The organism is Streptomyces sp. NPDC001401 (assembly GCF_042895385.1).
In the GTDB taxonomy this organism is placed as follows: domain Bacteria; phylum Actinomycetota; class Actinomycetes; order Streptomycetales; family Streptomycetaceae; genus Streptomyces.
In genome coordinates, this window is record NZ_JBIAWI010000003.1 from 346179 (window position 1) to 359555 (window position 13377).

Annotated in this window: 10 protein-coding genes; 9 read left to right on the forward strand and 1 reads right to left on the reverse strand. The window is 70.2% G+C overall.

Annotated elements, in window-relative coordinates; genetic code table 11:
* Positions 1–48: 48 nt before the first annotated feature.
* The 9 genes from ACFY10_RS13560 (at position 49) to ACFY10_RS13600 (ending at position 12905) form a co-directional block, all read left to right on the forward strand.
* Positions 49–1086: a carbohydrate kinase family protein gene (locus tag ACFY10_RS13560; RefSeq protein WP_390665241.1), complete on the forward strand. Its 1038-nt coding sequence runs from the start codon at positions 49–51 to the stop codon at positions 1084–1086.
* Positions 1087–1156: 70 nt separating this feature from the next.
* A complete protein-coding gene (locus tag ACFY10_RS13565) occupies positions 1157–2434 on the forward strand; it encodes an ABC transporter substrate-binding protein (RefSeq protein ID WP_390665242.1) in 1278 nt (425 codons plus the stop codon).
* 124 nt (positions 2435–2558) lie between these two features.
* Complete coding sequence (locus tag ACFY10_RS13570; protein WP_390665566.1) at positions 2559–3443, forward strand: carbohydrate ABC transporter permease; 885 nt, start codon at positions 2559–2561, stop codon at positions 3441–3443.
* The gene (locus ACFY10_RS13575; RefSeq protein ID WP_390665243.1) at positions 3440–4288 is read left to right on the forward strand and encodes a carbohydrate ABC transporter permease; all 849 of its coding nucleotides are present in this window, start codon (positions 3440–3442) and stop codon (positions 4286–4288) included. The genes ACFY10_RS13570 and ACFY10_RS13575 overlap by 4 nt, the downstream gene beginning before the upstream one ends.
* A 110-nt stretch (positions 4289–4398) precedes the next feature.
* Positions 4399–5352: an alkaline phosphatase family protein gene (locus ACFY10_RS13580; protein WP_390665567.1), complete on the forward strand. Its 954-nt coding sequence runs from the start codon at positions 4399–4401 to the stop codon at positions 5350–5352.
* A complete protein-coding gene (locus tag ACFY10_RS13585) occupies positions 5349–8288 on the forward strand; it encodes a glycoside hydrolase family 2 TIM barrel-domain containing protein (RefSeq protein ID WP_390665244.1) in 2940 nt (979 codons plus the stop codon). Before ACFY10_RS13580 ends, ACFY10_RS13585 begins: the two co-directional genes overlap by 4 nt.
* 67 nt (positions 8289–8355) lie before the next feature.
* Positions 8356–10203, forward strand: coding sequence for a LamG-like jellyroll fold domain-containing protein (locus ACFY10_RS13590; protein WP_390665245.1), 1848 nt, complete (start codon positions 8356–8358; stop codon positions 10201–10203).
* Positions 10204–10232: 29 nt separating this feature from the next.
* A complete protein-coding gene (locus ACFY10_RS13595; protein WP_390665246.1) occupies positions 10233–11906 on the forward strand; it encodes a PHP domain-containing protein in 1674 nt (557 codons plus the stop codon).
* 168 nt (positions 11907–12074) lie between these two features.
* Entirely contained in the window at positions 12075–12905 is an 831-nt protein-coding gene (locus ACFY10_RS13600; RefSeq protein WP_390665247.1) for a PaaX family transcriptional regulator C-terminal domain-containing protein, read from the forward strand.
* A 6-nt stretch (positions 12906–12911) separates the two neighbouring features.
* Here ACFY10_RS13600 and ACFY10_RS13605 read toward each other — a convergent pair whose 3' ends face one another.
* On the reverse strand, positions 12912–13367 hold the full coding sequence (locus tag ACFY10_RS13605) for a MaoC family dehydratase (protein WP_390665248.1): 456 nt from the start codon (positions 13365–13367) through the stop codon (positions 12912–12914).
* Positions 13368–13377 lie beyond the last annotated feature (10 nt).

A 13377-nucleotide genomic window follows, 5' to 3' on the forward strand; every position in this document is an offset into this window, starting at 1 on the left:
ACGATTCCGGTCATCGAAAATGACGAGTTTTGACGAGAGGCTGTGCGCGTGGACGACGACAGGCCCGACGTGCTGCTGACCGGGCTGCTCTTCTACGACCTCGTCCTCACCGGGCTCGGGAAGCCCCCGACGCCGGGCGAGGAGATCTGGACGGCCGGCATGGGCTGCGGCCCGGGCGGCATCGCGAACCTCGCGGTGGCCGCATCCCGGTTCGGTCTGCGCACCTCGCTGGCCACGGTTTTCGGGGACGACTTCTACGGCGAGTACTGCCGTGACGTCCTGTGCGACCAGGAGGACATCGACCTCTCGCTCTCCCGCACCGCGGACGGCTGGCCCACCCCCGTCACCGTCTCGCTCGCCACCGGCCACGACCGGGCCCTCGTCACCCACGGCCAGGAACCCCCGTACTCGCAGGACACGCTGATGGGCGACCCGCCCGAGGCGCGCACCGCCCTCGTGCACATCGAGGCCGAACCGCGCGAGTGGCTCGCCAAGGCCGCCGCGAACGGCACCCGGATCTACGCCGACGTCGGCTGGGACCCCACCCAGGAATGGTCCACCGACCTCCTCGACCAGCTGAAGCTGTGCCACGCCTTCCTCCCCAACGAGACCGAGGCGATGGCCTACACCCGCACCGACACCGCGGTCGCCGCGCTCGGCACGCTCTCCGAGCTGGTGCCGGTGGCCGTCGTCACGCGGGGCGGCGACGGCGCGGTGGCCGTCGACCAGTCGACGGGCGAGTACGCGGAGGTCCCCGCCCTCGACGTCGACGTCCTGGACGCGACGGGCGCCGGGGACGTCTTCGGCGCGAGCTTCGTCGCGGCCTCGCTCGGCGGCTGGCCGCTGGCGGAGCGGCTGCGGTTCGCGGTACTGGCCGCGGGCCTGTCGGTCCGGCACCGCGGCGGGGCACTCGCCGCCCCCGGCTGGTACGGCATCGACCGCTGGTGGCGCTCCCTGACCGACCCGGAGCTGAAGCGGGCGTACGGCTTCCTCTCCGACCGCATACCGGCGGACGTCGGCCCGCCGGTCCGGTACGCCCCCGTGACCCCACCCGCCCACACGCCCGTCGGCCCACGCGCCTCCTAACGGCGGCGCTGACCCTCCCACCTCCCCCTCTCCCCCTCTCCACGTCGAACAGGAACAACAGGAGTGACCCGTGGACCTTTCTCGTAGAGGCTTCCTCCAGGCCGCCGCGCTCACCGCGGCCGCATCAGGCCTGACCGTCGCATGCGGTGGAAGCTCAGGATCGGGCGGCACCAAGAACGGCAAGGACCTCACCCTGTGGTACTGGGGTGGCGCACTCAGCGACAAGGTCGTCGCGGAGGCCAAGACGCACTTCGGCAGCTCGGTGAAGCTGACCGCCGCCTCCATAGGCGGCGACTTCAAGCAGAAGCTCACCACCACGCTGGCCGCGGGCACGTCCGTGCCCGACATCACCGGCATCAAGGGCGAGGACATGGCGTCCTTCCTGCCCAACGCCGCCCGCTTCCTCGACCTGAACGACCTGGGCTTCAAGAAGATCTCGTCCCAGTACCTGGACTGGAAGACCAAGCTCGCCCAGACCGAGGACGGCAAGCAGATCGGCTTCCCGATCGACATCGGTCCCACCGCGCTCTTCTACCGCGCGGACCTGTTCGACAAGGCCGGGCTGCCCACCGACCCGGACAAGGTCGCCGCACAGGCCAAGACCTGGGAGGACTACTTCGCGCTCGGCACCGAGCTGAAGAACAAGGTCCCCGGCACCTACCTGGTCAACAACATCGGCTCGGTGTTCACCCAGGCCGTCGGCCAGGGCACCAAGCGGTTCATCGACAAGAACAACCACTTCATCGGCGACCAGGACCACATCCGCACCGCGTGGACCACGGCGATACGCCCCTACACCCTCGGCCTCGACGCCAAGATCAACGACAACACCTGGAACGCCGCCGTCGGCAAGAGCCTGAGCACCGAACTCGGCGCGGCCTGGCACGCGCTGGACATCGAGCAGGCGGCCCCGGGCACCAAGGGCAAGTGGCGGGTCTGTGCGATGCCCGGCGGACCGGCCAACCAGGGCGGCTCCTACCTGGCCCTGCCCAAGCAGTGCCGCAACCCCGAAGAAGCGTTCAAGATCATCAGCTGGATCCTCAGCCCCGCCAACGACGCCCGCGGCTTCACCGACGCCGCCATCTTCCCCGCCGCCCCGGCCGCGTACTCCATGCCGGCCATGACGGGCCCCGACGCCTTCTTCGGCGGGCAGAAGATCATCGAGGTCTTCGGCCCGGCCGCCAAGGCCATCCCGGACAGCTACGAGGCTCCCGCCGACGCCGCTGTCATGGCCCCCTTCATGACGGAACTGACCAACATCGAGGCCAAGGGCAAGAAGCCCGACGACGCCTGGAAGGACGCCGTCAGCCAGGCCAAGCAGATCGCCCGCCGGCAGGGGGTGAGCTGAGGTGTCGTCCCCTCCGGTCACCGGTTCCGCCGAGGTGCCGCAGCGCCTCGGCGGGCCGGGCCCGGCCCGCTTCCGCCCGCGGCGTACACCGCCCGCGGGCGCCGTGCGGCCCAGGCGCCGTGGGCTGCTGTCCTACTGGCGGCAGTACCTGGCGATCTCGCCCTTCTTCCTGATCTTCATCGCGTTCTCGTTCTTCCCGGTCTTCTACTCGCTGTATCTGGCCTTCCAGCGCTGGGACGGCCTGGGTGACATGCAGTTCGTGGGCCTGCAGCAGTTCAAGTTCCTCTGGTCGGACCCGGTCTTCTGGCTGTCGATCCGCAACACCCTGGTGATCTGGGTGCTGTCCACCGTGCCCACCCTGTTCGGCGCCCTGGTACTGGCAACGCTGCTGCACTCCGTGCGCCGCTTCAAGGGCTTCTACCGCATCGCCCTCTATGTGCCGAACGTGACCTCGATCGTCGCCGTGTCGATCTTCTTCGGCGCGGTGTTCAGCAACAACTTCGGCCTGGTCAACGCGATCCTGGGCACGGTCGGCATCTCGCCCGTCCCGTGGCTGAGCAATCCGTGGCTGATCAAGCTGGTCATCGCGCTGCTGATGACGTGGATGTGGACCGGCTACAACATGATCATCTACCTGGCCGGTCTCCAGGCCATCCCGAATTCGATCTACGAAGCGGCCAAGGTGGACGGCGCCGGCCCGATCCGTACCTTCTTCCAGATCACCATGCCGATCATGCGGCCCATCATCCTGTTCACCGTCGTCATCTCGACCATCAACGGCCTGCAGAGCTTCAGCGAACCCCAGGTCCTGTTCGCCAGCAACGCCGCCAACCCCAATCTCGGCGGCCCCGGCCAGGCCGGCCTGACCACGCTGCTGTACTTCTACCAGTCGGCCTTCGTCAACAACGACTACGGCTACGGCGCGGCCATCGTGTGGGCCTTCTTCGTACTGATCCTGGTCCTGGTCGTCATCAACTGGCGCGTCGTGCAGCGCGGGAGGAAGTCATGACCGCAGCGGTTACCAGGCGGTCCCGGCGCCCCAGGGGCCTGACCGCGCACCTCTTCCTCATCCTGGCCGTCGTGATCTCGGTCTTCCCCTTCGTGTGGACGATCGTCATGGCGACCAACACCACCGAGGACATCTACAAGAGCCCGCCGAAGCTGACCCCCGGTTCGCACCTGTTGGAGAACATCCGGCACGTGCTGAACACCATCGATTTCTTCGGGTCGATGCTCAACACGCTCCTCGTCGCGTGCGTGACCACCGTCCTGGTCCTGTTCGTCGACTCCCTGGCGGCCTTCACCTTCGCCAAGTTCGACTTCCCCGGCCGCAGGCTGCTGTTCGCCACGCTGCTGGGGTTCATGATGCTGCCGCTCCAGCTGGCCGTGCTGCCGCAGTTCATCCTCATGGGACACATCGGCTGGGTCGGCACCCTGCAGGCACTGGTCCCGCCCGCCCTCGCCAACGCCTTCGGCATCTTCTGGCTGCGCCAGTACATCGAGAACGGTGTCCCGGACGAACTCCTGGACGCCGCGCGCATCGACGGCGCCGGATTCTTCCGGCAGTACTGGAACATCGCGCTGCCGATGATCAAGCCCGGGCTGTCCTTCCTGGCCATCTACGCCTTCGTCGGTGCCTGGAACGACTACATCTGGCCGCTCGTCGTACTGACCGACCCGCAGCGCCTCACCCTCCAGGTGGCGCTGGCCCAGCTCCATGTCGGCCACACCACCGACTACAGCATGGTCATGGCCGGCGTGCTCATGGCGGCCGTCCCGCTGGTCGCGGTCTTCACGATCTTCGCCCGGGGCTTCATCGCGGGCGCCACCGAGGGAGCGGTGCAGGGGAGTTGACCTCGCGCGCGGTGAGCGAAGGGAGATGGGGGTCCCTCGGCCGGATGCCGGGGGAGGGTACAGGGTGTGCGGCAGACGCGACGACGCGAGAGGGGGACGCGGTGACGGACATCGACGGCGAGGACCGGCAGGCAGCGGGTGAGCGTGGCGGCGCCGGCCGCCACAGGGTGCTCGTGGTGGGCATGGACGGGCTGCGCTTCGACCGGCTGACCCGCTCACCTTCCCACGCGCCCGTGCTGCACGGCCTGATGGCCACGGGCGCCCACGGCACCAGCCTGCTCCCCTACGGCGAGACCGACGGCCAGGCCGGGAACGGGCCCTCGGCCAGCATGGCCTACACCGACTCCGGACCCGGCTGGTCGAGCATCCTGACCGGGGTCTGGCCCGACCGCCACGGAGTGACCGGCAACGACTTCATCGGCGCCGACTACGCCCGCTACCCGGACTTCCTGACCCGCGCCGTCACCGCCCGGCCCGGTCTGCGCACCGCGGCCGCGGTGTCCTGGCCGCAACTGGTGCGCCGCGGCGTCCTGGGCGCCGCCATCGGCCGACGGGCGCGCTACAACGGCGAATTCCGCGGCTACCGGACCGCGGACCGCCGGGTCGCCCGCACCGCCGCAAGCTGGCTCACCAAGCACGACCCGCACGTCGTGTTCGTGTACTTCGGCGCCACCGACGAGGCCGGCCACGCCACAGGCCCCCTCTCCCCCGCCTACGACCGTGCCCTCCTCGCCCAGGACGCCCACCTCGGGCGGCTGCTGGAGGCGATCGACGCCCGCCGTTCGGATCCCGCACGCGCCGACGAGCGCTGGACCGTCCTGGTCACCACGGACCACGGTCACCTCGACACCGGCGGCCACGGCGGCGACACACACGCCGAACGGGAAGTCTTCGTCATCCTCGCCGAGCCCGGCAGGACCGGCGGCACCCTGCTCGACACACCCCGCCTCATCGACATCGCCCCCACCGTCCTGGACCGGCTCGGCATCCCCGTCGACCCCGCCTGGGGCCTGCAGGGCCGCGCCCTGCCCCGGCCCACCACACCGACTTCGGAATGGCCATGACCGACGCACTCCCCGCCGACCCCCTGATCGCCCTCCGCCCCTGGGAGGCCCCCGAGGTGACCTCCTTCGGGCGCCTCCCCATGAACGCCGTCGACCGGCGCCCCGGAGCCCTCTCCCTGGACGGCGACTGGCGTTTCCAGTTGCTGCCTGCTCCGGACGCGCCGGTCGGCGGTACGTGGTCGTCGTCGTACGTCCCCGGCGTCTGGACCATGCAGCCCGCCGGTGCCGACGACCTGCCGCAGTACACCAACGTCCGTATGCCGTTCCCCGAGTTCCCGCCCGCCTCGCCCGCCGCCAATCCGACGGGCGTCTACGAGCGCGAGGTGGACGTCCCCGCCGACTGGGCCGGACGCCGGATCGTGCTCCAGGTCGGCGCGGCCGAGAGCGTCCTGCTGGTGCATGTGGACGGACGGCCCGTCGGGGTCTCCAAGGACTCCCATCTGGCCGCCGAGTTCGACCTCACGGACGTGGTGCGGGCCGGCGGGCGCTCGGTCGTACGGCTGACCGTCGTGAAGTGGTCGGACGCCTCGCACATCGAGGACCAGGACCAGTGGTGGCACGGCGGGATCACGCGGTCCGTGCTGTTGTACGCCACCGATCCACTGCACCTGGCCGACGTGACCGTGCGGGCGTCGTACGACGGCGAGCTGCGCATCGACTGCCGGGTGCGGGACACGCACGGTGCGCTGCCCGACGGGTGGCACGTCAGCGGCGAGCTGGAGGGTCAACTCCTCACCCAGGACCGGGAGTTCGACCGGGCCAACGCCGAGGACGACCGCGTCTCCGACTTCCTCGGCGAGGCCCGCCTCCACACCACCATCCCCGAGGTGCGCACCTGGAACGCCGAGACTCCCGAGCTGTACGGCCTCACCGTCCGCCTGCACCGCCCCGACGGCACCGTCGCCGACACCTCGCAGCACCGCATCGGATTCCGCGACGTCGAGATCGTCGGCCGGGACCTGCTCGTCAACGGCGAGCGCGTCTTCATCCGGGGCGTCAACCGGCACGACTTCCACCCGCTGACCGGCCGCACGCTGTCGTACGACGACCTGCGCGCGGACCTGGCCCTGCTCAAGCGGTTCGGTTTCAACGCGATCCGCACCTCCCACTACCCGAACGACCCGACGCTGTACGACCTCGCCGACGAGCTCGGCTTCTACGTCGTCGACGAGGCGGACATCGAGTCCCACGACCACGCCCACGAGATCGCCGACGACCCGCGCTATCTGGGCGCCTTCGTGAACCGGGTCTCGCGGATGGTGCTGCGGGACAAGAACCACCCGTCGATCATCATCTGGTCGCTGGGCAACGAGTCGGACTACGGCGCCAACCACGACGCGGCCGCCGGGTGGCTGCGGCGGCACGATCCGACGCGGCCGATCCAGTACGAGGGGGCCGCCAAGCTGGACTGGGCGGCGACGGACGACGCCTCCGACATCGCCTGCCCGATGTACGCGCCGCTCGAGGAGTGCGTGGCCCACGCCCTGTCGGGCCGGCAGACCAGGCCCCTGATCCAGTGCGAGTACTCGCACGCGATGGGCAACAGCAACGGCACGCTGGCCGACCATTGGGCCGCCATCGAGTCCACGCCAGGTCTTCAGGGCGGGTTCATCTGGGAGTTCTGGGACCACGGAATTCTGCAACGCGTGAGCGATGGCAGACCGGTCGGGCGCGCGGGCGCCGGGCTGTATGACAACGGTGTCGCCGCGCCCGGCCACCGCTGGGCGTACGGCGGCGACTTCGGCGAGACGATCCATGACGGCGCGTTCATCGCCGACGGAGTCGTCTTCCCCGACCGCACCCCGAAGCCCGCGATGTACGAGCACCGGGAGATCGCGGCGCCGGTGCGCATCGAGTGTTTCAAGCACGAGGGCATCGTGCTCGGCAACCACCAGCACTTCCGGGGCCTGGACTGGCTGACCGGCGAGTGGGAACTGTCCCTCGCCGACGGCCGCACGCTGACCGCGCCCGCCGAACTGCCCGCCCTGCGGCCCGGCGAGACGGCCGCCGTACCGCTGCCCTTCGACATCCCGCGCGACGGCGGCGAGGCCTGGCTGACGCTGCGGGTGACGACCGCGCAGGACCAGCCGTGGGCGCCGCGCGGCACCGATGTGTGCGCGCCGCAGGTGCGGCTGCGCGGGCCCTCGGTGTCCTGGGACGTCCCCGTGGACGGCACCGTCGAGGTCGACGGCGAGGGCCTCCTGGTCCATCCGCTGCTGACGGCCGCCCCCACGCTCTCCCTGTGGCGGGCGCCCACCGACAACGACGAGCTCGGCGGTATCGCGCTGGGCTGGCGGACCTGGGGGCTCGACTCGCTCGTCCGCAAGGTCGTGTCGGTGCGGCAGGACGGCGGCCGGGTGACCGTGGACGCCGAGTACGCCGGCACGGTCGGCGTCGTGCGGCACCGGCAGGTCTTCACGCCGGTCGAGGGCGGCATCCGGATCGACGAGGAGGCCGAACTGCCGGACGAGTTCCACGATGTGGCGCGGGTCGGCTCGGTCTTCGAGACGGCGGAGGGCCTGGACCTGCTGGAGTGGTTCGGGCAGGGGCCCTGGGAGTCGTATCCCGACCGGAGCGTCGGCGCGCCCGTCGGCCACCACTCCCTGCCCGTCGACGAGTTGTTCACCCCCTATCTGCGTCCGCAGGAGAGCGGCGGCCGGCACGGTGTACGGCACTTCACCCTGTCCGCGCCGGACGCGACCGGCCTCGCGGTCGTGCTGGACGAACCGCGCCAGGTCTCCGTCACCCGCCATCGCGCCGAGGACCTGACCGCCGCCTCGCACCACGACGAGCTGGTGCCGCGCTCCGGTTGTGTCGTGCACCTCGACGCGGCGCACCGGGGACTCGGCACGGCGTCGTGCGGCCCCGACACCTTCGCCTCGTACCTGATTCCCCCGGGTGTCCACCGCTGGAGCTGGACCCTGCGCGTTCTGTAAGACCTCCCTGATCTCCCCCCTTCCTGTCGTATGTCACATGTGACATGTCACATCTCACGGAGCCCACGTGTGCACTTCGCATGACCACAACCAGGGCGAGGCCGCACAGGCCGGCGCCGGAAGACGCAGTTTCCTGCGCGCCACCGCGCTGCTCGGTGCCGCCGCCACCGCCGGTGTCACGCTGCCGGCCGTCGCCGAGGCGGCTGAGGCGAGCGCAAGCAGCCGGCGGCCGGACACCGACAGCCGTCGCTTCACGCTCGCCGTGATGCCCGACACCCAGTACCTCTTCGACGGACCCAGCATCGACAAGGCGCCGGTGGAGGCGTCGCTGCGCTACCTGCTGGAGCACGGCAAGGAGGAGAACATCGTCTTCCTGTCCCACCTCGGCGACCTCACCCAGAACGGCGCCGAGGCCGAATTCGCCGCGATCGGCAAGGCGTTCAAGCTGCTGGACAGGCGGGGCGTCGGCTACAGCGTCCTGGCCGGCAACCACGACGTGAAGTCGTCGACGGACGACCAGCGCGGCTCGACGCCGTACCTGGACACGTTCGGGCCGCAACGCCTCAAGGGCAGCAAGACGTTCGGCGGCGCGTCCGACGACGGCTACAACACCTACCACCTGTTCCGGGCGGCCGGCCGCGAGTGGCTGGTGCTCGCGCTGGACTGGCGGCTGTCGGCCAAGGGGTACGCCTGGGCGAAAGACGTGCTCGCCCGGCATCCGAAGACGCCGGTCATTCTCACCACGCATGAACTCGTCGTCGAGGACGACCAGTTGTCGACGTACGGTCAGCAGCTGTGGGACCAGCTGATCGAGGACCACGACCAGATCTTCCTGACCCTGAACGGCCACTACTGGCCCGCGGGCCGCGCGACCCGCAAGAACGCGGCCGGCAACGAGGTGCACCTGCACCTCACGAACTACCAGAACCGCTACTTCGGCGGCGCGGCGATGATCCGCCTGTACCGCTTCGACCTGGACCGGGGCGTCATCGACGTGGAGACCGTCTCCCCGTGGATCCTCGGCCGGGCGGGCAAGGGCCTCAACGAGCTCGAGCGGCAGGAGATCGAGCTGAGCGGTGATGCGGACCGTTTCTCGGTGGAGATCGATTTCGAGAAGCGTTTCGCCGGATTCGCCCCCGTCCCGGCACGTCCGGCCCGCCCCGCCTCCAAGGTCGTCATCCCCGGCACGGTCGCCTACTGGCGCTTCGACGGCCACGCCGACGCCACGGCCGTCAGCGGCACCGTCCGTGACCTGTCCGGGCGCGGCAACGACCTCACCCTGGTCACGGTGGGCGGCGGCGCCCTGAACTGGTCGTCCGACCACCACCCCGACCAGCCCGGCCACGGCAGCCTGGAGTTCCAGGGCTACAAGTCGCCGCTGAAGGGCGCGTACCTGAAGACGGTCGACGGCGCCCCGCTCAACTCGGCGACGTTCAAGGACGGTTACACCATCGAGGCGTTCTACCGCCTGCCCGCCGACTGGGACCCGGACCACCACGCCTGGTCCGGCATCGTCAGCCGCACCGGCACGGGCGGCGCCGCCGGCAAGACCGCGGACGACCCCGACGAGCCGCTGGCCACGCTGTCGCTGTCCAACGACCGCGAGCCGCAGTGGGCGATGCGCCCGCTCAACCAGCAGGGCATCGCCACCAACTGGGGCCAGGAGACCCCGCTGGAGACCTGGTGGCACCTCGCGGTCGTCAACGACGGCAAGCACACGACCCTGTACGTCGAGGGCTGCCCGGTCGTGCGCAACCCGAAGGCCGCCGCCGTCGGCATCAGCTCCGTCGGACTGCCATGGCTGCTCGGCGGCTACGAGTACGCGGGCAAGATCGACCAGATCCTGCACGGCCGCCTCGGCGATGTCCGGATCGTCTCGCGGGCGCTGCCCGTCACCTCCTTCATGAACCACTGACCGGCCCACGACCTGCACAGGGATTCACGATGACCGAGCAACAGCTGCCCGCCTGGGCCGACCCGTCCGTCTCCCCCGCCCATCTCGACGCCCAGGGCGTCTCCCGACGCGGGCTCCTGCGCCGCGCAGGCCTGTTCGGCGCCGCTTTCACCCTCGGGTCGGTGGCCACCCCTGCCTTCGCCGCCTCCTCGCGGCCCGGCTTCGGCGGCGACGACCCGCGCCTCGCGTACCTCGTCGGCGACCACCACGTCCACTCCGTCTACAGCCACGACGCCAAGTACACGTTCTCCCAGCAGGCGCAGGCGGCCGCCAAGTACGGCCTGGACTGGATGGTGTTCAACGAGCACTCCAACTTCGGGCACGCCCGCTACGGTGCCGCGCTGGAACACCAGGAGATCCTCAAGGCCCGGGCCGCAAACCCGCGCCAGCTGATCTTCCAAGGCCTGGAGTGGTACATCCCGGCCGCCGAGCACTGCACCGTCTTCGCCGCACCCGGCCCCCACGAGGTCGACCTGCTCACCCAGTTCGAGCTCGCCTACGACGGCAAGCTCCTCGGCTACACCGACGGCTCCGCGACCGGCGCCGACACCGCCCGCAACGAGGCTCACGCCGTAAAGGCCATCAAGTGGCTGGCCGAGCAGCGCGATTCGGGCTACGTCGACGACGTCCTCGTCCTCGCCAACCACCCCCTGCGCCTCGGCATCGACTCCCCGCACGAGATGCGCAACTGGCGGGACGCGGCCCCCGAGATCATGATCGGCATGGAGGGCGCACCCGGCGCCCAGGGCGCGGCCATCCCCGGCTGGCGCGGTGCGACGTCGATCCGCGGCGAGTACGAGAACAAGCCGTCGGCGCAGTCCTGGTCGGGCTACCCGGCGGATGCCTACCTCACCTACGGCGGCTTCGACTGGGCGACCGCGACCGTCGGCGGCCTGTGGGACTCGATGCTGGCCGAGGGCCGGCTGTTCTCGATCACCACCAACTCCGACAACCACCGCACCGTCTTCGACACCTGGAAGAACGGCGACTGGCCGGCCGGGCAGAACTTCGACAACACCGGCAAGCTGCCCGACCCGGTGAACACCGATACCCCGCAGCCCGGCAGCGACTTCTGGCCCGGCGAGTTCAGCCGCACCCACGTCGGCGTGACCCGCTACGGCTACCGCGCGGTGATGGCGGGGCTGCGCGCGGGCCGCGTCTGGCTCGACCACGGGCACCTGCTCGACGGCCTCGACGTCCGGCTGAAGCGGGACTGCGACACCGGCCGGGGCGTCACCCTCGGCGGGCGGCTGCGGGTCCGCAAGGGCGAGAAGATCACGCTGTACGTCACCGTCACGACCGCCTCCCGGGCCAACCCGCAGGGAATCCTGCCGGAGTTGGCGCACGTGGACGTCATCCGGGGCGCGGTGCGCGGCCCGGTGACCGACCTCGACACCTGGAAGGCGCCGGACACCAAGGTCGTACAGACGAAGGACGTGTCCGGTCGCCAGGGGACGTACACCCTGCGCATCCCGCTGACCGCCGGGGACGAGTCCTTCTACGTCCGCCTGCGCGGCAGCGACGGCAACCGCCACGGCACGGGCTATCTCGGCGCCTCGATCGACCCGAACGGGCCGATTCCGCACGAGCCCGGAAACGGTGACCCGTGGGCGGACACGTGGTTCTATTCGAACCCCGTGTTCGTTGACGTGGCAGGTGCGTGAGCGCTGCGCCGGCTGTGCCGCAATGGCCGTCGATCGTCTGCCGCGTCGTCGTGGCTGGTCGCGCCCACGCGGCGGAGCCGCATATCGATGCAGCCCCGCGCCCCTTCAGGGCGCGGCCGACCGTACCGCCAGGTCACGAAGTGATCCATCGCGTCGTACCGTGGCCGCATGACCGGTGAAGAGTCGCTGCGGCCGCAGTCCCTCCTGCTCACGTTCCTGGGTGACCAGGTGCTGGGGCGGGATGTCTGTGTGTACTCGGGCAGCGTGATCGACGTGTTCGAGCGCGCCGGGGTCGGCGAGCAGGCGACCCGCTCGACGCTGACCCGGATGGTCAAGCGGGGTCTGCTGCGCCGCCAGCGCGAGGGCCGCAAGATGTACTTCGGGCTGACCGAGCACTCGGCGGCGGTGCTGCGGGACGGCGAGCACCGTATCTGGCAGACGGGCGCGGTCAACCGGAACTGGGACGGCACCTGGACCCTGCTCGGCTTCTCGCTGCCCGAGTCCTGGCAGCGTCAGCGTCACGATCTGCGTTCAAAGCTGACCTGGAGCGGTTTCGGACCGCTGTTCAGCGGTCTGTGGATCGCGCCGGGCGAGGTCGACGTGGCGGAGCTGGTGTCCGAGCTCGGGCTCGCCGCCCACGTGAAGGTCTTCCGTGCGCACGCCGACGCCGGCATGGACATCGGCGCGATGATCGAGGAGACCTGGGAGCTGTCCGAACTGGCCACGAGCTACGAGGAGTTCGTGCGCCGCTGGGAGGCGTGGGAGAGCCGGTTGCCGGATGCCGACGAAGCCCTCGCGCTGCGGCTTCGGCTGCAGGCCGAGTGGCTGCAGGTCATCCGCCGCGACCCGCGCCTCCCGGTCAAGCACCTGCCGGACGACTGGCCGGCGGAACGGGCCGAGAAGACGTTCCGGGCGGTGCACGACCGGCTCACGCCGCTCGCCCGGGAGGCCTCGGAGCGCCTTCTCGACCTGGTGCCGGTACGCCCCGATCAGGCGTAGAACCGGTCAGGCGTAGAACCGCGACAGGCTCTGCAGCACCGCCGCCGGCTTTGTGCCGCCCTCGATCTCGATCGTGCCGTCGACGGTGATCTGCACGCCGCCCGGCACCTCCTCGACCTCCGCGAGCTTTCCGACCAGGCGGATGCGGGAGCCGACCTTCACCGGGGAGGGGAAACGGACCTTGTTCAGGCCGTAGTTGACCTTCGTGGTGACGCCCTGGACGTCCAGGAGTTCGGTGAAGAGGGGGATGAAGAGGGAGAGGGTGAGGTAGCCGTGGGCGATGGGGGCGCCGAAGGGGCCGTCCTTCGCGCGCTCGGGGTCCACGTGGATCCACTGGTGGTCGCCGGTGGCGTCGGCGAAGGTGTCGATGCGCTCCTGGGTGACCTCGATCCAGTCGCTGGTGCCCAGGTCGCTGCCCGCGAGCTTCTTCAGTTCGTCGATGCCGTTGACGGTGACGCTCATGTAACTTCCT

What these genes read in the sequence shown, in the direction of transcription:
- ACFY10_RS13575 (WP_390665243.1), top strand. Translation starts at nt 3,440, where the DNA reads ATGACCGCAGCGGTTACCAGGCGGTCCCGGCGCCCCAGGGGCCTGACC.
- ACFY10_RS13585 (WP_390665244.1), top strand. Translation starts at nt 5,349, where the DNA reads ATGACCGACGCACTCCCCGCCGACCCCCTGATCGCCCTCCGCCCCTGG.
- ACFY10_RS13595 (WP_390665246.1), top strand. Translation starts at nt 10,233, where the DNA reads ATGACCGAGCAACAGCTGCCCGCCTGGGCCGACCCGTCCGTCTCCCCC.
- ACFY10_RS13600 (WP_390665247.1), top strand. Translation starts at nt 12,075, where the DNA reads ATGACCGGTGAAGAGTCGCTGCGGCCGCAGTCCCTCCTGCTCACGTTC.
- ACFY10_RS13605 (WP_390665248.1), bottom strand. Translation starts at nt 13,367, where the DNA reads ATGAGCGTCACCGTCAACGGCATCGACGAACTGAAGAAGCTCGCGGGC.